The 20875-nt window shown below is 70.6% G+C and carries 20 protein-coding genes, 1 tRNA gene and 1 pseudogene; 13 read left to right on the top strand and 9 right to left on the bottom strand.

Features of this window, described 5'->3' with window-relative positions; genetic code table 11:
• Positions 1-553: 553 nt before the first annotated feature.
• Entirely contained in the window at positions 554-829 is a 276-nt protein-coding gene (locus IE97_RS42920) for a hypothetical protein (protein ID WP_030237680.1), read from the bottom strand.
• Between the two features lie 71 nt (positions 830-900).
• Positions 901-1479: pseudogene (locus tag IE97_RS42915) on the bottom strand (ice-binding family protein); the annotation flags it as partial.
• Between IE97_RS42915 and IE97_RS42910 the strand changes: the two are divergent.
• Positions 1448-1714: a hypothetical protein gene (locus IE97_RS42910; RefSeq protein ID WP_234331812.1), complete on the top strand. Its 267-nt coding sequence runs from the start codon at positions 1448-1450 to the stop codon at positions 1712-1714. The pseudogene IE97_RS42915 and the gene IE97_RS42910 overlap by 32 nt on opposite strands.
• Positions 1715-1933: 219 nt before the next feature.
• Here the strand turns inward: IE97_RS42910 and IE97_RS0113635 are convergent, their stop codons facing one another.
• A complete protein-coding gene (locus IE97_RS0113635; protein ID WP_030237673.1) occupies positions 1934-2767 on the bottom strand; it encodes a hypothetical protein in 834 nt (277 codons plus the stop codon).
• 162 nt (positions 2768-2929) lie between these two features.
• Here IE97_RS0113635 and IE97_RS0113630 point away from each other — a divergent pair, with 162 nt between their 5' ends.
• On the top strand, positions 2930-3286 hold the full coding sequence (locus IE97_RS0113630; protein WP_030237670.1) for a PRC-barrel domain-containing protein: 357 nt from the start codon (positions 2930-2932) through the stop codon (positions 3284-3286).
• A gap of 38 nt (positions 3287-3324) precedes the next feature.
• On the top strand, positions 3325-3495 hold the full coding sequence (locus IE97_RS42480; RefSeq protein ID WP_199807060.1) for a hypothetical protein: 171 nt from the start codon (positions 3325-3327) through the stop codon (positions 3493-3495).
• Positions 3496-3601: 106 nt separating this feature from the next.
• Here IE97_RS42480 and IE97_RS0113620 read toward each other — a convergent pair whose 3' ends face one another.
• The 3 genes from IE97_RS0113620 to IE97_RS0113610 all read right to left on the bottom strand — a co-directional run bounded on the left by IE97_RS0113620 (position 3602) and on the right by IE97_RS0113610 (position 5736).
• Entirely contained in the window at positions 3602-4012 is a 411-nt protein-coding gene (locus IE97_RS0113620; RefSeq protein ID WP_030237667.1) for a VOC family protein, read from the bottom strand.
• Positions 4013-4171: 159 nt separating this feature from the next.
• Positions 4172-4258: transfer RNA gene (locus tag IE97_RS0113615), tRNA-Ser, on the bottom strand.
• Positions 4259-4323: 65 nt separating this feature from the next.
• The gene (locus tag IE97_RS0113610; protein WP_030237664.1) at positions 4324-5736 is read right to left on the bottom strand and encodes a S1C family serine protease; all 1413 of its coding nucleotides are present in this window, start codon (positions 5734-5736) and stop codon (positions 4324-4326) included.
• A 286-nt stretch (positions 5737-6022) separates the two neighbouring features.
• Here IE97_RS0113610 and IE97_RS0113605 point away from each other — a divergent pair, with 286 nt between their 5' ends.
• The 3 genes from IE97_RS0113605 (at position 6023) to IE97_RS0113595 (ending at position 8767) form a co-directional block, all read left to right on the top strand.
• On the top strand, positions 6023-6850 hold the full coding sequence (locus IE97_RS0113605) for a glycerophosphodiester phosphodiesterase (protein ID WP_030237662.1): 828 nt from the start codon (positions 6023-6025) through the stop codon (positions 6848-6850).
• A 255-nt stretch (positions 6851-7105) separates the two neighbouring features.
• Complete coding sequence (locus IE97_RS0113600) at positions 7106-7657, top strand: ATP-binding protein (RefSeq protein WP_234310711.1); 552 nt, start codon at positions 7106-7108, stop codon at positions 7655-7657.
• 144 nt (positions 7658-7801) lie between these two features.
• Positions 7802-8767 (top strand): DUF5926 family protein, encoded by a 966-nt coding sequence (locus IE97_RS0113595; RefSeq protein ID WP_030237657.1) that lies wholly within the window; start codon positions 7802-7804, stop codon positions 8765-8767.
• A 231-nt stretch (positions 8768-8998) separates the two neighbouring features.
• Here the strand turns inward: IE97_RS0113595 and IE97_RS0113590 are convergent, their stop codons facing one another.
• The gene (locus tag IE97_RS0113590; RefSeq protein ID WP_030237652.1) at positions 8999-9643 is read right to left on the bottom strand and encodes a hypothetical protein; all 645 of its coding nucleotides are present in this window, start codon (positions 9641-9643) and stop codon (positions 8999-9001) included.
• Positions 9644-9698: 55 nt separating this feature from the next.
• Positions 9699-10364: a bifunctional DNA primase/polymerase gene (locus IE97_RS0113585; RefSeq protein WP_030237648.1), complete on the bottom strand. Its 666-nt coding sequence runs from the start codon at positions 10362-10364 to the stop codon at positions 9699-9701.
• A gap of 505 nt (positions 10365-10869) precedes the next feature.
• Here IE97_RS0113585 and IE97_RS0113580 point away from each other — a divergent pair.
• The 3 genes from IE97_RS0113580 (at position 10870) to IE97_RS0113570 (ending at position 17110) form a co-directional block, all read left to right on the top strand.
• Entirely contained in the window at positions 10870-12375 is a 1506-nt protein-coding gene (locus IE97_RS0113580) for a PP2C family protein-serine/threonine phosphatase (RefSeq protein WP_078603216.1), read from the top strand.
• Between the two features lie 74 nt (positions 12376-12449).
• A complete protein-coding gene (locus tag IE97_RS0113575) occupies positions 12450-13913 on the top strand; it encodes an aminopeptidase P family protein (RefSeq protein ID WP_030237639.1) in 1464 nt (487 codons plus the stop codon).
• A gap of 203 nt (positions 13914-14116) precedes the next feature.
• Positions 14117-17110, top strand: a complete 2994-nt coding sequence (locus IE97_RS0113570; RefSeq protein WP_030237634.1) for a glycine--tRNA ligase — start codon at positions 14117-14119, stop codon at positions 17108-17110.
• 82 nt (positions 17111-17192) lie between these two features.
• On the opposite strand, the gene IE97_RS0113565 is transcribed toward IE97_RS0113570, so the two are convergent.
• Positions 17193-17660, bottom strand: a complete 468-nt coding sequence (locus IE97_RS0113565; RefSeq protein ID WP_030237630.1) for an ATP-binding protein — start codon at positions 17658-17660, stop codon at positions 17193-17195.
• 249 nt (positions 17661-17909) lie between these two features.
• Here IE97_RS0113565 and IE97_RS0113560 point away from each other — a divergent pair, with 249 nt between their 5' ends.
• The 4 genes from IE97_RS0113560 (at position 17910) to IE97_RS0113545 (ending at position 20862) form a co-directional block, all read left to right on the top strand.
• Positions 17910-18719, top strand: coding sequence for a hypothetical protein (locus tag IE97_RS0113560; protein WP_030237617.1), 810 nt, complete (start codon positions 17910-17912; stop codon positions 18717-18719).
• 165 nt (positions 18720-18884) lie between these two features.
• Positions 18885-19628 carry a YcnI family protein gene (locus IE97_RS0113555; RefSeq protein WP_030237615.1) on the top strand — a complete coding sequence of 248 codons (744 nt, stop codon included), beginning with the start codon at positions 18885-18887 and terminating at the stop codon, positions 19626-19628.
• Positions 19629-19723: 95 nt separating this feature from the next.
• Positions 19724-20377 carry an SCO family protein gene (locus IE97_RS0113550; protein ID WP_030237611.1) on the top strand — a complete coding sequence of 218 codons (654 nt, stop codon included), beginning with the start codon at positions 19724-19726 and terminating at the stop codon, positions 20375-20377.
• Positions 20374-20862, top strand: a complete 489-nt coding sequence (locus tag IE97_RS0113545; RefSeq protein ID WP_030237608.1) for a copper chaperone PCu(A)C — start codon at positions 20374-20376, stop codon at positions 20860-20862. Before IE97_RS0113550 ends, IE97_RS0113545 begins: the two co-directional genes overlap by 4 nt.
• Positions 20863-20875 lie beyond the last annotated feature (13 nt).

Genomic DNA, 20875 nt, shown 5'->3' with positions numbered 1-20875 from the left:
CCAGGTCGAGTCGGGCCACTGCGGCGACATGCAGTCAGCCACCCGTTGGAAGGCCAGGACGCACCCGAAATACCCGAGCTGAATCGTGCAGCACATCGGCAGAAAGGAGGAGTAGTGGCCCCTGCTTGGCCCGCCTGGGACCGCACGCCGACAGGGTCGAAGAAGCAGGCCGCCTAGCCTGGCGGGTCTGCGTGCCGCCATTGCCGTCAATTCCGAATGAGCGGTCAGTCTCGGCTGCCCTGGACAAGTCTTCGGGGATTGACGCTCCATTCTCGCAATGCCCAAGCCCCCCAGCACGAATAAGGCGCGCGACGAATCGATGGTGATCCGCCGCGCGCCGTTTGGTCCACTGGCTTGCCGTTCTCTACGCCAGAAGCCAGGCAATCCCTACCAGGCACATGGCCAGGTCAGCTAGTGCCCAGACAATGACGGGAAGTCTGCCCAGCCGTGACTGCCGTGCCCATCGTGCTTCTTGCCCCCGTCGTGGTGACCGTGGCCATCGTGCTTTTTGCCCCCGTCATGATGGCCGTGCCCATCGTGCTTTTTGCCCCCGTCATGACGGCCGCCGTCCGTGGGAGTGCCCGTCGGAGTCCCCGTCGGGGTCCCGGTGGGAGTCCCCGTCGGAGTCCCCGTCGGAGTCCCCGTCGGAGTCCCGGTGGGAGTCCCCGTCGGAGTCCCCGTCGGAGTCCCGGTGGGAGTCCCCGTCGGAGTCCCCGTCGGAGTCCCCGTCGGAGTCCCCGTCGGAGTCCCCGTCGGAGTCCCCGTCGGAGTCCCCGTCGGAGTCCCGGTGGGAGTCCCCGTCGGAGTCCCGGTGGGGCTGGTCCCGCACTCACCCTGGAAGATCGTGTTGGAGTCCAGCGTCACGGCACCGTTGCGGGCCAGCAGCCGGCCGTTGATGGTCGTGTTCGTGTTGGCAGTGATCGAGGTCAAGGCCAGGACGTTGCCCACGAAACTGGTGCCGGTACCGAAAGTGGCCGAGCTGCCGATCTGCCAGTACACGTTGCACGGGTTGGCGCCATTGATGAAACTCACCGAGCTTGCGGACGCCGTCGTCAGCGTCGAACCGACCTGGAACACCCAGACCGCGTTGGGGTTGCCCTGGCCGTTCAGGGTGAGGGTGCCGGTGATCTGGGCGCTGACGGGCACCTTGTAGACGCCCGGAACCAGCGTCTGGCCACCGAGCTCCACGGGGTCTCCGGTGTACGTGACGTCCGGTGCCTGCCCGGCGGCCTGGTTGTACGCCGTGGTCAGATCGCTCTGGGCCTGGAGAGCCTCGGCGTCAGCGGCATGGATGGTTCCGGGCGGCAGCACTACGCCGGGCGGGAACCCCACGATCGCCGTACCCGGACTCACCCCGACGTTACGCTCGACCGTCGTCGGGCCGGTGTTGGTGACTGTCGAACCCGCCAGTACTCCGTAATCGCCTGCCGTACCCAGAGGCACAGGCGTGGCAACGGCTTCAGCGCGTGTCGGCGACATCGCGATCACAGCAGCGGCGATCAGCGCGGTTACCACCGCAGTGATCCAAAGCGGCATGGAGCGCCATCGTGACGCACCAGCGATATTCAGTGTCATCGAGGGGCCAATTCCTGTGAGGGGTGATGCCTACATTGCCGGTTCTGACGGCGGCATATTATTCGAGGAAGCGATCGATCCATGGTCGCCTCAAGGGCCTTCGCTGGAATTGGCCAACCAATCACGAAATTCTCAATAATGCTTAATGGGCCGGATGGCGCTCACTTCTCTGCTCCGGACGGGCGACTGGGAAACGCCACCAAAAAAGCGCAATCCCCCAGCGTGACCGACACGGAGGCGAAGATGCTTCACGATCTCGAATCCTGCGAAACGTGTGTTGGCAGCCGTTCTCACTTGAGACAAGGAGCGGCGGCCACGGGCTGCCATGAGTCAGGTGTCTCCCTGGCGCAAATACGCCTCACTCATGCCGTTTCAGTGAGTGTGCGATGCGGGGGAGTTCTTCGTACAGCAGGCGGCCGACCAGGGCACCGCCGAAGACGACGACACCCACACCGACCAGCCAGGACTGGATGACGAGGACGGTTCCGACGGGTCCGTAGGTGACGGTGTTGGACGCGATCAACGGCGAGAAGACCAGTCTGGAGAAGACCCTCAGACCGACCAGCCCGATCACGGTGGCCACGGCGCCGGGCAACAGGGCACGCCAGCGGATTCGCCCGCCGAGCAGCAGGCGCTGGGACCACCACAGGAACAGCACGGCACTCAGCGAGGCCACGGCCCCGCCCGCCAGAGGTTCGCGCCGCAACGCGGTGGTGGCGGAGAGGTAGAGGTATCCCGTGAGGACGCCGAGCCACACCACATGCCGCCACCTGGCCCACCAGCGGGCCGACGGCAGGTCCCAGACCTTCTCATAGCCGGTCTGCACCGCCGCACCGAAGGTCAGGCCGAACACGGCAAGGGCGGCGATACCGAACGCGGTGGTGGTCCGCAGGGCCTGACCGGGCCGGATGAACAGTTGCTCGACCTGTCGCCTGGAGGCCGTCGAGACGCCCAGCCCTTCCCCGAGCCACTGCGCGAACCCCCGCCCGTGCTCGGCGTCGGCGGCGGAGACGATGATCAGCAGCGGCACCAGCGTGAGCAGCCCCAGCGCCGCGAAGCCCAGCGAACGCGACCACAGCTCGATATCCCTGCTCCGCCGCCATCCCCGCCCGGCCGGCGAACGGCTGATCACGCGGTGCAGTCGTCCGAACCAAGATGAGCGGTCCGCCGGACCGGAAGGCTTCATCGGCATGCCTGTCGACTACCACTTCGAAACCCCTGTCGCGTGAGGGCGCGACGCAGAGATTCCCGGATAGCCTGGACGAACGAAGGGCCACCGAGGGTTCAGCAGGCTGTGACTGCCTGCGGGGGTGCTGCTCCTACGGGCCCGGATCAACGGCTCAGGAGGCAGGCCATGATCCATTCAGCCGATATCCGCGAGTGGCGCAACCGCAGCGTCGTCGACCCCAAGGGCCACAAGATCGGCGTACTCGAAGCGGTCTACGTCGACACCACCACCGACGAACCGGCCATGGCCACGGTTCGCACCGGACTCCCCACCCGCCACCACCTGGCCTTCGTACCCCTGGACGAGGCGATCCTCGGGCCCGGCTACGTCAAGGTCTCCTACACCAAGACGCTGGTGAAGAAGGCGCCCTCGGTCGGCATGGACGACATCCTGCCCGCCGAGTCGGAGGAAGCGATCTTCCAGCACTACGACATGCCCTACCAGACGGGCGCAGGTGGCGAGCGGCAACTCGCGCGCCGCTGATCGCCCGCGCTCAGCCACCCAAGGGAGGCGTACGCGCCATGGCCCTCTTGCTCCTTCTCGTTCTGGTCGGCCTCGTGCTGGGAATCATCGGAGTGGCCGCGGAAGGGTTGGGCTACTTGTTGATCATCGGCATCGTGGTCCTTGTCGCTGCGCTGGGCCTCATCGCCGTCCGCTGGTCCCAACGCTCCCGTCACCACCCCATCCGCTAGCACTCGGTAGCCCGCCCACCCTTGCGCTTGAGCTGCGGAGAGACGGCCGCGAGCCGACGAGCGGGTGGCACGCTCCACCTGGACGCCATGAACCACAGGCGGCTGATCAGTCGCGCTTGGGCCAGATCGGGCCCTGGTCGGTCCAGATGACGCCCTTGTTGCGGCACAGGCAGAAGGGGTGGCCGATCGGGTCGGTGTAGACCTGCCAGCCGTAGCCGTTGGGGCCGATGAAGTCCTGCCTCAGCGTCGCGCCGAGGTCGAGGACGCGGCGCTGCTCGGACTCGATCTCGTCCACTTCGAAGTCGAGGTGGAACTGCTTGGGGTGCTCGATGTCGGGCCACTGCGGAGCGCGGTAGTCGTCCACCCGGATGAATGCCAGCTCGATCTCGCCGAACTGGATGCCGGCCCAGTTCTCGGAGCTGCCTTCCTTGATCGGACGGCCCGTCACCTCGGAGTAGAAAGCCGCCAGCTTCATCGTGTCCGGGCAGTCGATAATGAAATCGGTGAGTCGCAGCATCCCGCGATCTTGGCACAAGCTCACACCCGACCTATCGAGGCCCAGAGCGATTTGGCCGCGGGGAACTACGGGGAACGGCGGGAAGTCCCGGAGTCCCGGGCAAGTGAACGGCCCCCCTCCATCAACCGTGGACGGGGGCCGTTCTCACTGCTCATCGCGCGGAGGCGGTGGGATTTGAACCCACGGTGACATCGCTGCCACGACGGTTTTCAAGACCGTTCCCTTCGGCCGCTCGGGCACACCTCCCCGCGCCGGCCCTGATGCGGGCGGCGCGGGGACAAGGGTAACGGGTCGGTGCGGGCGGGTGGGGATCAGTTGTCGCCGACGCGGGAGCCCAGGGTGACCTCGACCGTGTGCTGCTTGCCGCCGCGCTCGTAGGTGATCGTGACCTTGTCGCCGGGCTTGTGGGTCCAGATCTCGCCGATCAGGGTGGGCCCGGAGTCGATCACACGGTCGTCGAGCTTGGTGATGACGTCGCCGGGCTTGAGGCCCGCGTCGGCGGCCGGGCCGCCCGGCTCGACCGGTGCCGCGCCGCCCGCGCCCTGGTCGGTGATCTGCGCGCCGTCGGAGCTGTCGTCCAGGGACACGGACGCGCCGATCTTCGCGTACACCGGCTTGCCGGTCTTGATCAGCTCCTGGGCGACGTACTCGGCCTGGTTGATCGGGATGGCGAAGCCGAGGCCGATGGAGCCGGACTGGCCGGTGCCGAAGCCGCCGTTGCCGGTGGACTGGATCGCGGAGTTGATGCCGATGACGTTGCCCTGCGCGTCCAGCAGCGGGCCGCCGGAGTTGCCCGGGTTGATCGAGGCGTCGGTCTGCAGGGCGCTCATGTAGGAGGCCTGGCTGCCGCTGCCGTCGCTGGAGGCCACCGGGCGGTTCTTGGCGCTGATGATGCCCGTCGTCACCGTGTCGGACAGGCCGAAGGGGGCGCCGATCGCGATCGTCGCGTCGCCGACGGCCACCTTGTCCGAGTCGCCGAGGGTGAGGGGCTTCAGGTCGCTCGGGGCGTTCTTGAGCTTGATGACCGCCACGTCGTAGCCCTGGGCGTTGCCGATCACCTCGGCGTCGTACTTCTTGCCGTTCGGGAAGGTGGCGCTGAGCTTGCCGCCGTCCACCGCGTCGGCCACCACGTGGTTGTTGGTGACGATGTGGCCCTGCTTGTCGAAGACGAAGCCCGTGCCGGTGCCGCCCTCGCCGCTGCTGCCCTCGGCCTCGATCGTCACCGTGCTCGGCAGCGCCCTGGCCGTCACGCCCGCGACCGTGCCCGGGTCGCGCTTGACGTCGCCGCCGCTGGTGGAGGCGGAGACCGTCGTCGAGCCGGTGCTCTCGTCGTTGTTCTTCGCCAGCGTGTAGCCGAGGCCACCGCCCAGACCGCCCGCGACCAGCGCGGCCACCAGGAGCGCGGCGACCAGACCACCGCGACCGCGGCCGGACTTCGGCGCCGGCTGCTGGTACGAGGAGCCCCAGCCGCCCGCGCCGGAACCGGAACCGCCGTCGCCGTAGGGGGCGGTCGGCGGCGGGGGCGGCGGCCAGGAGGGGTCCGGGGCGGAGGAGGTGACCCCGGGATGACCGGCGTCACCGGGAGCCCCCTGCCCGTGCGGACCCTGTCCTTGCGCGTCCTGCCCGTACGGCCCCTGGGGTGCCTGAGCAGCGGGAGCGTCCACCGGCACGGGAGGTGCGGACGGGGCGGGGGGTACCGCGGTGCCCTCGTTCTCGGTGCTCACAGCTTTCTCTCCTCGATCCACGGCTGTTACCTGGGGCGCACTCGGTCCGCTTCTTCACGCTGGCGACGGTCCGGCGCGATACAGCTGTGCTTGTCCCTTTGTATGCCGTCAGCTTTGCCCACGGGCCGTCAGGGCACCATAAGCGGTGGCTGTGGGTCCGGGGCCATTCTTTATATAGGTCATTACCGGCGAAAGGGGTGCAATCCCGATGCCTCCGTCCGGACCTGTGCATCCGTCGAGTCCGTCCGACCGGACGCGTACCCGCGGACGGTGGCACCATGACGCGGTGACCCACGCACGGCAGCATGTCATTCAAGTCGTCGCCCACCGCGGGGCCTCCGAGGACGCCCCGGAGCACACCCTGGCCGCGTACACCAAGGCGATCGAGGACGGCGCGGACGCCCTCGAGTGCGATGTGCGCCTGACCGCCGACGGCCACCTGGTGTGCGTGCACGACCGCCGGATCAACCGTACGTCCAACGGCCGGGGCGCGGTCTCCGCCCTGGAGCTCGCCGACCTCGCCGCCCTGGACTTCGGCTCCTGGAAGACAGGCGAGGCCTGGAAGGCGCGCGACGAGGAACCCGACTGGGAACACCGCCCGGAGGACCGCGAGGCGACGTCCGTCCTCACCCTGGAACGGCTGCTCGAACTCGTCGCCGACGCCGGACGGCCGGTGGAGCTGGCCATCGAGACCAAGCACCCGACGCGCTGGGCTGGGCAGGTCGAGGAGCGGCTGCTGACCCTGCTGAAGCGGTTCGGCCTGGACACCCCGGCCTCCGCCGAGGAGTCCCGGGTGCGGGTGATGAGCTTCTCGGCCCGTTCGCTGCACCGCGTGCGCGCCGCCTCACCCACGCTGCCCACGGTCTACCTGACACAGTTCGCCTCGCCCCGGCTGCGGGACGGGCGGCTGCCCCCGGGCGTGCGGATCGCGGGCCCCTCCATCCGGATCGTGCGCGGCCACCCCGGCCACATCGAGCGCCTGAAGCAGGCCGGCCACCAGGTGCACGTATGGACGGTGAACGAGCCGGAGGACGTCGACCTCTGCGTGGACCTGGGCGTCGACGCCATCATCACCAACCGTCCCCGCGCGGTTCTGGACCGGCTCGGCCGCTGAGAACCCGCCACCCGCGGCCGGCCACCACACGTCACACCAGACCCATGCACACCTCTTGACCCACACCTTGACGGGCGGGATCCTCACGTCTCGGCCACACCGACTAAATCCGGCCACGCGATGACAGGGAGTGCTCCGGCGCGTTCGTTCCGTGTCCGGTCGTGGTGAGTGCGTCAGCGGAGATGGATTGGCCGGTTTCCGGTACAGGCCAATGGGGCATCCACACCGTGGCGTGGGGCGAAGGAGGTCTCGGGGGTGGCGTTGGTGGTGGCACAGGAGGTGCCCACGTCGTCGAGCATGGCCGTACCCCATGGCCCGGCGGGCGTGGGCGAGGCGCGACACCACATGCGTACGCAGTTGCGCAGAGGTGGCGTAGCGGAAACGGTCATCGACGACGCCGTACTGATCCTTACCGAACTGCTGAGCAACGCGTGCAAACACGGCAGGCCCCTGGGCGACGCCCTCTCCGGCGACGGGGACGTCCGCGCCGCATGGCGTGTGGACCCGTCCGGCCGGCTCATCGTCGAGGTCACGGACGGCGGCGGCCCGACCCGCCCCGCCCCGGCGACCCCGTCGGTCACGGCGCACGGCGGCCGCGGGCTGAACATCATCACGGCGCTGGCCGACGACTGGGGTGTCCGGGACGACATCCGCGGCGAGGTCACGGTGTGGGTCGTCGTCCACGACGACGTGCACGACCCGGACGCCGGCCACCGCCGCGACGACTTCGCGACGCGCGTCGCCGCCCCGGCGGTGTCCCGGATACCCGGGCTGGACTTCGCGGACGCCTTCGACGACATGGAGTGAACGGACCGGGTGCCGCCCGCCGCGGCGGTTCCGGGCGCCGCGCGCCGCGAACCACTGAGTGTTGTCCACAGGTTCCCGTCGCCGGAGGCGTGACCGGCTAGGCTCGCGAAAGTACGAGACGAGCCGTAACCGGGAGACCCATCGATGGCCAAGAAGCGACCCCAGACGAAGGCCAAGCGCCCGCAGATCACGGACGGTGAGGTCCCGGTCGTCGGTGCCCGCGAGCCCTGCCCCTGCGGCAGCGGCCGCCGCTACAAGGCCTGCCACGGCCGGGCCGCGTCCCACGCCGTGACCGAGCTGGTGCACCGCCCGTTCGAGGGTCTGCCCGGCGAGTGCGACTGGGTGGCCCTGCGCGAACTGGTCCCGGCGGCCACGGTCGGCCTGACCCTCAAGGGCGGCCTCCCCGAGGGTGTCCCGGCGGTCACGCTCGCCACGGTGCTGCCGATGGCCTGGCCCGCCCTGCGCCGCGACGACGGCTCGGTCCTGCTCGGCCTGCAGAACGACACCTCGTCGGGCGACATCAGCCGCGACCTCGCGGACACCCTCCAGCGTGCCCTGGAAGCGGAGCCCGGCACACCGGTGCAGGGCCGCCGCGCCCCGGCCGACGGTCCGCGGCTTCAGGACCTGCTCGACCCGGAGGGCGGCTTCGAGCCAGAAGTGCACAGCGGCTTCGAGTTCTGGGTCCCGGACCCGGAGAACGCCACCCCCGACGTGACCGCCTCGCTGGAGCGGGCCAACGCCGCGGCCATCCCGACCGTCAAGCTCCAGGGCGTGGACGCCGCGTACTGGTGCGAGACGCCGGAGAAGAACCACCTGCGGTGGGTCATGCCCCACCCGGAGGAGCAGCTTCTGGACGCTCTCGCGCGGCTGCACGCGGCGGGCCGGTCCAGCCTGGGCGAGGGCACCCGCCTGGTGGGCTCCTTCCGCGCCCACGGGCTCACCGTGCCGGTCTGGGACCTGCCGAGCGAGGTCACGGCAGACGACGTGGAGAAGCCGGCGGCGGAGTTCGCCGAGCGCCTCGCCGCGGCCCTGGCGACGGACGCACCGCTCACGGCGGACGAGCGCCGTGCGCGCGGCGGCCTCACCAACCGGCAGGTCACGCTCAGCTGAACGCCGGTCACCGGGTCCGGCCGCCACCCGGCCGGACCCTCGCACCCGGGACGGTTGACTCGCACAACTCCCTCTGGAGACAAGCCAGTCGGTGACCGGAAAGGGCGAGATCGAATTTGCGAACCGCCGATCTCTTGTTACCGTTCCTGTAGCCCGGTTGCTGGTGCATCCCCCGTCGCCAGCAACCGGGTCTTTCCATGCGTGTAGCGGTTGAGGGAACGCAGTCGCTCCTCAACTGCCTGCTTCCGCAGGTGAGTTGCTCCCTGAGCGCAGCAGCAGCGGCCCTTGGCCCGCCCGTCGGGCGAACTCCGCGACCGCCGTGTACGCCGCCAGGCCGCCCCGCGCGGGCTCCCGGGGCGTCTCACAGGTCCGCGGCTCGTCCTCCGCCCCGGCCGCGCACGTCGTCCGCACGGTCCGCGCCCCGGGTCCCATCAGGCTCAGCACGACGTCCAGCGCCTCACCGGTCGCGTTGCGGTAGTACGTCCGTGCCCAGGTGTCCGCGCCCTGCGTCACGACGCAGGTCTGCGCCTCGATGCCGCCGGGCGAGGAGAGCCCGGGACCGCAGCGCACGGCGGTCGGCAGGCCCTGGCCGGGCGCCGGGAGACCGGAGAGGACGGAGGACGGCCCGCCGTCGGCGGACGGCGGCCGGGAGGCCGGGGTGGGACGTACGCCGTCGCGCTCGGAACCGGACGCGGGGCCGCCGGGCGCGCCGGCCTCGTCGGCCGGTCCCGGACGGTTCACCGCGCTCCCCCCGTTCACGGACCCCGACGCCACCGCCAGCGGCAGCGCGATCGCGCACATCACCACGACCCCCGCGAGGGCGAGCAGTCGGGTCTTTCGGAGGTCCCGGGGGCGGCCCCGGGCATGACGCGGCATGGCCCCGGAACATAACGCCCCGGGGCGAGCGCGGCGCCCGGCGCGCCCGACAGCTCTAGAACTCGGGCGCGCTCACACCCGTACGAGTGAGGGCCTCGACCACGGCGTCCACCACGGCCTCGACATCGGGCACCCACGGCGAGGCGGAGCCCGGCAGCGGCGCCCGCTCCCAGAGGATCCCGCCCTGACCCGTCTCGGACGGGGGCAGCGCGAGGTAGCCGCCCTCGCTGTGGAAGCGGAGGGAGCCGGGCACGAAGTCCTTGGCGTACAGCAGCTCGCCGAGCTGCTCCATGGAGTACGGCTTCACCAGGATCGCCCAGCGGGTGGGGGAGGCGACGACCGGGCCGAGCCGCATGCCCACGCGGTCGAGGGCGTCGAGAGCGCGGGCCGCCGCCGGGGCGGGCAGCGAGACCGCGCAGGGGGCCGTGCCACCGGTGGCCAGGACGATGGGCGCCGTGGGCCGGTTGTGCCACCACCAGCGCACCATGCGCTCGTCGGTGGTGGCCGCGAGCAGGCCGGGGTCGAAGGGGTGCGCGCCGGGCACCGTGCACTCCTGGTCTGGGCAGGCGCAGCGGCCCTGGTTCTGCGGGTCCGCCGCCACGCCCGGGAGTACGGGCCACTGCCATTCCGTCGCGTAGGTCAGGGCCGCGCCGATCAGCTCAGGCCTCCCGTCACTGCGCTGGGAGGGGAGCCTGCGTCGCCTTCCGAGGATCTCGCGCATGAGCGCTCGTTCCTTTCCGTTGCACGCCTGGCAACACCGTGGTCCACATCACATCATGTGTCGATCACTTCACTGTGCGTACCTATTGGCGCATCACACCCCTGCCGGAAGCACGGGGAGCCCCTATGGGTCGAGCTTTTTGACTGCCTCCGTGGCTGTCCCGCTCATACTGCGTCTATCAGAAGCACGGGCATGGCGTAGGGGTGGCGAAGTATGGCGTTTGCCGTCGCGCGTATTTCTCTCCGCCGCCGCCACGGGAGGATGGGGCACAGTCGTCGGTGGCTAAGACGCCCGGGTCCGTCACCAGGTTCCGGGTGGTTCCCAACCACCCCTGGCCTTCACCGAGTACGTACCCATCACGACCGTTGTGACGCTCCGTGGAGCAAGCCCAGTCGACCGCAATAAGCCGTCCACTGCGGCAGTTTTAAGCCAACTTTACATTTCCGCAAGAGGGAGGGGAGTTGTTCCCTCGAGCCCCACGGACACCAGGAATTCCAGCAGGACAATGCTGGACATCCCCTCACGAGTGCGTGTACATGTGGAGACACTGCTAGCGACGCAGAATGACATGGGGGTTTGCGATGCTTTTGGGCAGTACGCACCGGTCGGAAAGCCGGATGCCATGAACGCGCCGCACCCTCCGAAAGTGGCTGGAATCGATTCAACGGTTCCCTCGCCCGCCCACACTGTCGCGCCCGTCGCGTCAAGCACCGCCCCGCCGACCCCCCCGGCGCCACCCGGCGCGGTGCTCCAGGACCGCCTCGCCGGCTGGGTCTCCGACCTCACCACGCTCCACGAACTGACCGAACGCCTGGCCCGCACGACCGCGCTCGACGAGACCCTCCAGGAACTGCTGCGGGCCGGCGCCGCCTTGGTGGGCGCGCGTCGCGGCCTCGTCGTCCTCGAACCCGGCGACGGACTCGGCCCGGACACCACCATCGGTCTGGGCCTGGCCCGCGCCGATCTCGGCCACATCGAGACCGTGCCGCGCAGCGCCCTGTCCTACGGCCGGATCCTCGACGGACGGCCCGGAGGCGAGCGCGGCATCGCCGAACCCGACCTGTTCGCGGCAGAGGGGCTCGACCCCCGCCACCGCGAGGTCGCGGCCCGCCTCGGCTACGCCGCGAGTTACGCCCTCCCCCTGTCCACCGAGACCGCCGGGCGCCTCGGTGCCGCCGTCTGGCTCTACGACGAACCCGCGGAGCCGAGCGAGCGGCAGCGCCATCTCGCCGGCCTGTACACCCGGTACGCCGCCGAGCACCTCGCGCTCCTCCTGGAACTGGAGCGCACACGCTCGTCTATGGCCACCATGTCGGACGAGCTGCTGCCCGCCCGGCTGCCGCGCGTGGCCGGCGTGCAGCTCGCCGCCCGGCACCGCACCGGACCGCGCGGCGGCGGCGACTGGTACGACGCGCTGCCGCTGCCCGACGCCGCCCTCGGCCTCGCCGTCGGGTCCGTCACGGGGTCGGGCCCCAGCGCGGTCGCCGCGATGGGGCGGCTGCGGGCCTCCCTGCGGGCCTACGCCGTCATGGAGGGGGAGGACCCGGTCGCCGTCCTGTCGGACCTGGAACTGCTGCTGCGGCTGACCGAGCCGGCCCGTTCGGCCACCGCCCTGTTCGGCTACTGCGAACCGGCCGCCCGCAAGATCACGCTGGCCGGTGCCGGGCACAGTCCGCCGCTGCTGATCGGGGAGCGCCGCACCGAGTTCGTGGAGACGTCGGTCTCCGCACCGCTGGGCATGCTCGCCTGCTGGGAGGCGCCGTGCCTGGAGATCCTCGCCGAACCCGGAGAGACGGTTCTGCTGTACACCGACGGGCTGCTGCACCGCACGGGCGAGACCACCGACCGCGCCTTCGCCCGGCTGCACGCGGCGGCGGCCGGAGTGCCCCGGCCACTGCGGCGCGACCCCGGCGCGATCGCCGACCACGTCCTGCGGAACGTGCTGCCGGACGGGCTGGACGTGGCCGAGGGCGCGGAGGATGTGGTTCTGCTGGCGGTGCGGTTCGAATAACGCTCCTCGTCAGCGCCCTGGGCCCCTTCCGCGCCGCCGTAGAGTGGAGGGGGTCCAGTGCCGTATCGAGGAGGATGACCGTGGCGGAGGAGCTCTCGGAGACCGCTGAGACTGCCGAAGAGGAGCCCATCAAGCAGCGGAAGAACGGACTGTACCCCGGCGTGTCCGACGAGCTGGCAGAGAACATGAAGAGCGGCTGGGCCGACACCGAGCTGCGCGATCTCCAGCCCATCCCCCAGGCCGCCGAGACGGCCGCCCGCCGGGCCGCGCTGTCCGCGCGCTTCCCGGGCGAGCGGCTGGTGATCCCCGCGGGCAACCTGAAGACCCGCTCCAACGACACCGAGTACCCGTTCCGCGCCTCCGTCGAGTACGCCTACCTCACCGGCAACCAGACGGAGGACGGCGTCCTGGTCCTGGAGCCGAAGGACGGGGGCCACGAGGCGACGATCTACCTCCTGCCGCGGTCCGACCGCGAGAACGGCGAGTTCTGGCTGGACGGCCAGGGCGAGCTGTGGGTGGGCCGCCGCCACTCCCTCACCGAGGCGGAGAAGCTGTACGGCATCCCCGCGTCCGACGTGCGCGAGCTGGCGGACGCGCTGCGCGAGGCCACCGGGCCGGTGCGGGTCGTGCGCGGTCACGACGCCGGCATCGAGTCCGCGCTGACCGACAAGGTCACCGCCGAGCGGGACGAGGAGCTGCGGGTCTTCCTCTCCGAGGCGCGGCTGGTCAAGGACGAGTTCGAAGTCGGCGAGCTGCAGAAGGCGGTCGACTCGACGGTGCGTGGCTTCGAGGACGTCGTGAAGGTCCTCGACAAGGCCCGGGCGACCTCCGAGCGGTACATCGAGGGCACGTTCTTCCTGCGCGCCCGCGTCGAGGGCAACGACGTCGGCTACGGCACGATCGCCGCGGCCGGGCCGCACGCCTGCACACTGCACTGGGTGCGCAACGACGGCCCCGTGCGGTCGGGTGACCTGCTGCTGCTCGACGCCGGTGTGGAGACGCACACCTACTACACCGCCGACGTCACGCGCACGCTGCCGGTCAACGGGCGGTTCAGCGAGATCCAGAAGAAGATCTACGACGCGGTGTACGAGGCCCAGGAGGCCGGGATCGCGGCGGTGAAGCCGGGCGCGAAGTACCGGGACTTCCACGACGCCGCGCAGCGCGTGCTCGCCGAGAAGCTCGTCGAGTGGGGACTGGTCGAGGGGCCCGTGGAGCGGGTGCTGGAGCTGGGGCTCCAGCGGCGCTGGACACTGCACGGGACCGGGCACATGCTCGGCATGGACGTGCACGACTGCGCTGCCGCGCGCACCGAGACCTACGTCGACGGTGTGCTGGAGCCGGGGATGTGTCTGACCGTCGAGCCCGGGTTGTACTTCCAGGCCGATGACCTGACCGTGCCGGAGGAGTACCGGGGGATCGGGGTGCGGATCGAGGACGACATCCTCGTGACGGAGGACGGGAACCGGAATCTGAGTGCGGCGCTGCCCCGGCGTTCGGACGAGGTCGAGGCCTGGATGGCTTCCGTCACGGGCTGAGTCTCGGGTGCGGGTGTGGGGGGCTGCTCGCGCGGCTCCCCGCCGGGATTCCGTCCGTCAGGCGCACGGGCTGAGCTGAGAGCCGGCAGCGAAGCGACCGGGCGCATTCGGCCAGGGTCAAATTATCGCAGGTCAGCGGTTGTTGACGTATGAGATCATGGCGCACCTTGCCGGGCCGACTCGGGGAACAGGCAGCGATCACCATGAAGAACGTGCAGACGGCGCTGACCATGCAGGACGCCATCCTCACCCTGCAGAAGTACTGGAGCGACAACGGCTGCATGATCACGCAGCCGTTGAACACCGAGGTCGGAGCCGGTACGGCCAACCCGGCCACGGCGCTGCGGGTGCTCGGTCCCGAGCCGTGGAGCGTGGCCTACGTGGAGCCGAGTGTGCGGCCGGACGACTCGCGCTACGGCGAGAACCCCAACCGGCTCCAGACCCACACCCAGTTCCAGGTCATCCTCAAGCCCGACCCGGGCAACCCGCAGGAGCTGTACCTGGGCAGTCTGCGGGCGCTCGGCGTCGACCTGAACGCACACGACGTGCGGTTCGTCGAAGACAACTGGGCCTCCCCCGCGCTCGGCGCCTGGGGGCTGGGCTGGGAGGTCTGGCTGGACGGCATGGAGATCACCCAGTTCACCTACTTCCAGCAGGTCGGCGGAGTCGCCCTGGACCCGGTGTCGGTGGAGATCACGTACGGCCTCGAACGCATCCTGATGAACCTTCAGGGCGTGTCCCACTTCAAGGACATCGTGTACGCGCCGGGCATCACGTACGGCGAGGTGTTCGGGCAGAACGAGTACGAGATGAGCCGCTACTACCTCGACGACGCCGATCTCGACACCAACCACGGGCTGTTCGAGGCGTACGCCGCCGAGGCCCGTCGCCTGCTCGACCTGGAGCTGCCGGTTCCGGCGTACACCTACGTGCTCAAGTGCAGCCACACCTTCAACGTGCTCGACGCGCGCGGCGCGATCAGCACCACCGAGCGGGCCAAGGCGTTCTCGCTGATGCGCGGGCTGACGCACGAGTCGGCCAAGCTGTGGGAGCGGCGGCGGGCCGCGCTGGAGCATCCGCTGGGCGTGGCGGCCACGCCGGCCCCGGCACAGCGGGCCGCACTGCCGAAGGTGTCCGGTACCGAGACGCTGTTGTTCGAGATCGGTGTCGAGGAACTGCCGTACGCCGACGTCCCCGCCACCACCGAGGCGGTCCGCGAGTCCGTCACCGCCAAGCTGGCCGCGACGCGACTGAGGCACGGCGCGATCACCGTCATGGCCACACCCCGCCGCATCGTGATCACCGTGGAGGGCGTGCAGCCGCGCGAGCGGGACACCATGCGCACCGTGCGCGGCCCCAAGGTGGCCGCCGCCTACAAGGACGGCGCACCCACCCCCGCGCTGCTGGGCTTCGCCCGCAGTCAGGGCGCCGACCCGGCGGACGTGCGGGTCGTCGACGCCGGCGGTACCGAGTACGTGGCGGTCACCCGGCACGAGGAGGGACGTCCGGCCGTCGAGGTGCTCAGCGACCTGCTGGCCGAGGTCGTGTCCGGGCTGCGCGCCGGCCGCAACATGCGGTGGAGCGACCCGGGTCTGTCGTTCGCGCGTCCCGTGCGGTGGCTGCTGGCGCTGCTCGGCCGTACCCCCCTGCCGGTGGTGGTCTCCTCGCTGGCCGCGAGCGACACGACGCGCGTGCAGCGCCAGGCCCCCTACCCCGAAGTCCGGGTGACCTCCGCCGAGGGCTACCCGCACTTCCTGCACATGCACGGCATCCTGCTCGACCGGGACGCCCGGCGCGGCGCGGTGGTGCGCGGAGCCCTGGAGGCGGCGGCCGAGGTGGGCGGGCGGATCGATGTGGAGGACCAGGCCGGTCTGATCGACGAGATCACCGACATCCTCGAGTTCCCCTATGCCGTCCGGGGGTCGTTCGACGAGCGATACCTGGAGCTGCCCGCGAGCGTCCTCACCACCGTCATGCGCAAGCACCAGCGCTATCTGCCGGTGCTGGACGGCGAGCGGCTCATGCCGTACTTCGTCACCTTCGCCAACGCCCTGTGCGACGACGATGTGGTGCGAGCGGGCAACGAGGCCGTGCTGCGGGCCCGTTACGAGGACGCCGTGTTCTTCTGGCAGGCGGACCTCAAGGTGCCCCCGGCCGAGTTCCGGCGGCGGCTGGACAAGCTGACCTTCGAGGACCGCCTCGGTACGGTCGCCCAACGCGCCGAGCGCCTCGCCGTCCTCGCCGACGACCTGGCCCGACGGGCCGGACTCTCCGAGGAGGCCGCGGAGGTCGTGCGGCGCGCCGGTGCGCTGGCGAAGTTCGACCTGGCCTCGCAGATGGTGATCGAGTTCTCCGGCCTTGCCGGGGTGATGGCCGAGGAGTACGCCCTGCGGGCCGGTGAGTCCGCCGAAGTCGCCCGGGCCCTCGCCGAGATGGAGCTGCCGCGCTCCGCCGGCGGCGCCCTGCCGACCGGGGACGCGGGTGCCGTGCTCTCGCTCGCCGACCGGTTCGACCTGGTGACAGGCATGTTCCTGATCGGTGCCGCACCGACCGGGAGCTCCGACCCGTACGGGGTGCGCCGGGCCGCGATCGGCCTGCTCAACGTGTTGCGCACCGTGCCCGCCGTGGCTGGCGTCCGGGTGCGCGACGGGCTGCGCGCGGCGGCCGTACGGTACGCCGCGCAGGGCGTCGAGGTGCCCGCCGAGCGGGTCGCCGAGGCCGCCGAACTGATCACCCGGCGATACGAGCAGCAGCTCACGGACGCCGGACACGAGCACCGGCTGGTGCAGGCCGTGCTGGTGTGGGCCGACCGGCCGGCCCACGGCGACCGCACGCTGGCCACGCTGGAGCGGCACATCGGCACCGAGGCGTTCGAAGCACTCGCTGCCGCGTTCCAGCGGGTGGTGCGCATCCTTCCCGAGGGCGGCGTCGAGGCGGCGGATCCGTCCCTGCTGACCGCGCCCGCCGAACTGCGCCTCGCGGAGAGCGCGGAGGCCGTACGCCAGGCGCTGCACGGCCGTGAGGACGACCTCGACGCGCTGATCAACGTATCGGGCCCGCTGGTCGAGGCGATCAGCGCCTTCTTCGACGAGGTGCTGGTGATGGACCCCGAACCGGCGGTCCGTGCGGCGCGGCTGGCGCTGCTCACGGAAGTGGCGGGACTGGCGCGTACGACGCTGGACTGGGGCGCGCTGTAACCCGGCCGGGCCGCAAACGGGGCGTAGGAGCGGCCGTTTCACGTGAAACAGCGACTCCGGGCCGAACGGACGCCGGAAGGAGTTAGACCGCCATCATCGGCGCGGCGCCCTCACGCCACTTGAGGACCTTGTCGAAGCTCACCACGGCCCCGCCCCGGCCCGGCTTGTTGCCGATGTGCACGTGGTCGGCCAGCTCCTGGATGAGACACAGCCCTCTGCCGTGCTCCGCGTCGGTGTGTGCGGGGCGGATCGGCGGGCGGGGCCGGCCGGCAGCCCCGGGAAAACCCGGGCCCGCGTCGGCGACCTCGATGCGGCACTTCTCGCCGTCGAGGTAGGCGGTGACGCGGTACGCCTCCGTACCGGGACCGCCGCATGTCCGGTCGCCCCCGTGCTCCACGGCGTTCGCGCAGGCCTCGCTGAGAGCCACGGAGAGGTCGTAAGAGATGTCGGGGTCGACTCCCGCGGTCTCCATCGTGCCGATCAACAGCCGCCTGGCGAGCGGCACGCTCGCAGCCTCGCGCCGCAGATGGAGTGACCACCAGATGCTCATGCTCCAGCCTCCTGGCTGCGGCTCGACATACCGATACGTATTGCCCCGAGTCCCCGCATGTAAGCGTGAAGTTGACGTGATGCCGCCCATACGGCGGATGCGGACCGGTTCTGATCGGTGTATGTGGGGGCGGCGGTCGCCAGGGTGTGGGGAGGGGTGGGCGGGGCCAGACGGTGACATTCCGGCCGTACCGCATCTTGCGGACCTGCCGCACGAGGTCCGCGGGGCCAGTGCGATGATGAGCCCGCCATGACTGCCCCCCACACGCCCACGACACGCCCCGGGCACTCGATCCGGATGTTCCGGGCCGCGGTGTTCGCCGCGGTCTGTGTCGTGCTGGCCGGGGCAGGTCACGCGGTCGCCTCCTGCGACGGCGTTCCGCCGTGGACACTGGGCGCCGGGTTCCTCGGAGTGGTCGCGGTCGCGGCACCGCTCGCCGGGCGCGTGCGCTCACTGCCGGGGATCGCGACGCTGCTCGCGGCCGGTCAGACGGTGCTGCACGCGCTGTTCGGACTGGGCCAGCACGGTACGACCGCCACGCCCTCGATGCCGACGGGCGCGAGTGACACGGCGCTGGTCCAGCAGGCCGCCCGGCTGGTGTGCGGCACCACGGCGGCGGCGATCAGCCCGGCTCAGGCCCAGAAGATCCTCAGCGACGCCCGGATCCAGCCGGCCACGGAGGCGCACACCCACCTGGCGGACGCCGCGGCTCCGGCCTCGCTGTGGCCCTCCCTGCCGATGCTGCTCGGCCACGTCCTCGCGGCGATCGCCGCCGGCTGGCTGCTCCGCAACGGTGACCTGGCTCTGCTGCGGCTCACCGACCTGTCGGCGCAGGGCGTCGCCGAAAAGACGCTCGTGCGCTCCCTGCGGGCCGCGCTCGCGCTGGTCCGCGCCCTGCGCGCCGGGCTTCCAGGCGCGCCCGAGGCACCTGAGGGCCTGACGCACGCCGTGCACCCCGCGCCCGGGATGCCGGGCACCACCGCGATCCAGCACACGGTGATCCGGCGCGGCCCGCCGACCGCCGCGTCCTCCGTATCCGCACTCGCCCTCGCCGCCTGACACGACGCGAGCACCACTCCGTATCTCTTCGTATCCCGTCGAGTCTCCTCGAGTCTCCTCGGACGGACCGGCCGGAGGGACCGCCGTCGTGCGGCACGCGCGTGCGCGCGGATCCCTCTTCCTTCTCGTCCACCGAAAACCGACTCACAGCGGAGTGCCCCTTCCATGAAGGCTTCCCGTATCGCCGCGGCCGGTGCCGCCGCCGGCCTCACCGTGCTCGCCCTGTCCGCCCCCGCCTTCGCGCACGTCACCGTGCAGCCCGAGGGCACGGCCGCCAAGGGCGGCTACGCGGTCGTGAACTTCAAGGTCCCCAACGAGCGCGACGACGCCTCGACCACCAAGCTCGAGGTCACCTTCCCCACGGACCACCCGCTGGCCTCCGTCATGCCGGAGCCGGTTCCGGGCTGGAAGACCGAGGTCACCAAGTCCAAGCTGGACAAGCCGCTGGAGATGCACGGCAAGAAGATCTCCGAGGCCGTCACCAAGGTCACCTGGACCGCCGAGGGTGACGGCATCAAGACCGGCTTCTTCCAGAAGTTCCCGGTCTCCATCGGCACCCTGCCCGAAAACACCGACCAGCTGGTCTTCAAGGCCCTCCAGACGTACTCCGACAAGGACGTCGTCCGCTGGATCGAGGTGCCGCAGAAGGGTCAGGACGAACCGGACAACCCGGCCCCCGTGCTGGAGCTGTCCGCCGCCTCCGAGGACGGGCACCACGGCGCTTCGGGCGACGACACCTCCGACGCCAAGTCGGCCGAGAACGCCTCCGCCGAGACCGCCGCCGCCGACTCCGGCTCCTCCGACGGCACCGACACCACCGCCCGCGTCCTGGGCGTCGTCGGCATCGTGGTGGGCGCCGCGGGCGTCGCCTACGGCGTCCTCGCCGGCCGCCGGCGCACCGACGCCTGACGCTGATTCCGTTGCACGGCGCGCTCCGGGGCCCCGCCTCCGGGACGGAGGCACCCCGGTGCGCGCCGGGTCACCGACATCTGGGACATTTTTCTATGCGCACCAAGACCTTCACCGCGGCCGCCCTGCTCGCCGCCGCCTCCCTGACCCTGACCGCCTGCGGCAGCGGCGGCGACAGCGACAAGCCCGTCGCCGTGGTGTCCGAGGAGGCTGGCAGCGACAAGGCCGCCACCGTCCTCGACCAGCCCTTCGAGAAGCCGGACCTGGTCCTCACCGACACCCAGGGCAAGAAGTACGACCTCCGCAAGGAGACCAAGGGCAAGCCGACCCTCGTCTACTTCGGCTACACGCACTGCCCCGACGTGTGCCCGTCCACCATGAGCAACATCGCCGTGGCCGCGAAGCAGCTGCCCAAGGCCGAACAGGACAAGCTGCGCGTCGTACTCGTCACCACCGACCCGGACCGTGACACCCCCGCCGAGCTCGGCAAGTGGCTCAAGGGCATCGACCCCCGGTTCGTCGGCCTCACCGGAGACTTCTCGACCATCCAGGCCGGCGCCCGCACCCTCGGCATCGCCTTCGACCCGCCGCGCAAGGACAAGAACGGCAAGATCGTCTCCGAGCACGGCACGCAGGTCATCGCCTTCTCGCCGAAGACCGACGGCGGCTATGTGCTCTACGGCGAGGACGCCACCGTCGACGACTACACCAAGGACCTTCCCAAGATCGTCAAGGGGGAGAAGCCGTGAGGCGGCGGCTCGGCCCGGCGGCCCTCGTCATAGCCGGGGGTCTGGCCCTCGCGGGCTGCGGCGGCCCGGACTCCGGCTCCGCTTCCAGCGGCTCCGGTTCGGACAGCGGCAAGGCGGAACTCTCCGTGAGCTCCGCGTACATGCCGCAGCCGGTCTCCGACGAGATGGCCGCCGGCTTCTTCACCATCACCAACAAGGGCGGTGCCGCCGACGAGCTGACCTCGGTCACCAGCGACGTCGCCGGGCAGGTCACCGTGCACGAGACCGTCGGCCAGGCCATGCAGGAGGTCAAGAGCCTGAAGGTCCCCGCGCACGGCGAACTGGTGCTGAAGAGCGGTGGCGACCACCTGATGTTCGAGCAGCTCAAGCGCAAGCCGAAGGAAGGCCAGACGGTCTCCGTCGAACTGCGCTTCGCCCACTCCGGCCCCGTCACGGTCAGGATGCCGGTGAAATCGGCGACCTACACCCCCAAGACCGGACACTGAGGGAGGGACCACT

Source organism: Streptomyces sp. NRRL S-455, assembly GCF_000717875.1.
Taxonomy (GTDB): domain Bacteria; phylum Actinomycetota; class Actinomycetes; order Streptomycetales; family Streptomycetaceae; genus Streptomyces.
Note: the sequence above shows the minus strand (reverse complement) of the source record. Positions and strands in the feature narration are given on the sequence as shown.

What these genes read in the sequence shown, in the direction of transcription:
- IE97_RS0113635 (WP_030237673.1), bottom strand. Translation starts at nt 2,767, where the DNA reads ATGCCGATGAAGCCTTCCGGTCCGGCGGACCGCTCATCTTGGTTCGGA.
- IE97_RS0113630 (WP_030237670.1), top strand. Translation starts at nt 2,930, where the DNA reads ATGATCCATTCAGCCGATATCCGCGAGTGGCGCAACCGCAGCGTCGTC.
- IE97_RS42480 (WP_199807060.1), top strand. Translation starts at nt 3,325, where the DNA reads ATGGCCCTCTTGCTCCTTCTCGTTCTGGTCGGCCTCGTGCTGGGAATC.
- IE97_RS0113620 (WP_030237667.1), bottom strand. Translation starts at nt 4,012, where the DNA reads ATGCTGCGACTCACCGATTTCATTATCGACTGCCCGGACACGATGAAG.
- IE97_RS0113595 (WP_030237657.1), top strand. Translation starts at nt 7,802, where the DNA reads ATGGCCAAGAAGCGACCCCAGACGAAGGCCAAGCGCCCGCAGATCACG.
- IE97_RS0113590 (WP_030237652.1), bottom strand. Translation starts at nt 9,643, where the DNA reads ATGCCGCGTCATGCCCGGGGCCGCCCCCGGGACCTCCGAAAGACCCGA.
- IE97_RS0113585 (WP_030237648.1), bottom strand. Translation starts at nt 10,364, where the DNA reads ATGCGCGAGATCCTCGGAAGGCGACGCAGGCTCCCCTCCCAGCGCAGT.
- IE97_RS0113580 (WP_078603216.1), top strand. Translation starts at nt 10,870, where the DNA reads ATGCTGGACATCCCCTCACGAGTGCGTGTACATGTGGAGACACTGCTA.
- IE97_RS0113575 (WP_030237639.1), top strand. Translation starts at nt 12,450, where the DNA reads ATGACCGTGGCGGAGGAGCTCTCGGAGACCGCTGAGACTGCCGAAGAG.
- IE97_RS0113570 (WP_030237634.1), top strand. Translation starts at nt 14,117, where the DNA reads ATGAAGAACGTGCAGACGGCGCTGACCATGCAGGACGCCATCCTCACC.
- IE97_RS0113565 (WP_030237630.1), bottom strand. Translation starts at nt 17,660, where the DNA reads ATGAGCATCTGGTGGTCACTCCATCTGCGGCGCGAGGCTGCGAGCGTG.
- IE97_RS0113560 (WP_030237617.1), top strand. Translation starts at nt 17,910, where the DNA reads ATGACTGCCCCCCACACGCCCACGACACGCCCCGGGCACTCGATCCGG.
- IE97_RS0113555 (WP_030237615.1), top strand. Translation starts at nt 18,885, where the DNA reads ATGAAGGCTTCCCGTATCGCCGCGGCCGGTGCCGCCGCCGGCCTCACC.
- IE97_RS0113550 (WP_030237611.1), top strand. Translation starts at nt 19,724, where the DNA reads ATGCGCACCAAGACCTTCACCGCGGCCGCCCTGCTCGCCGCCGCCTCC.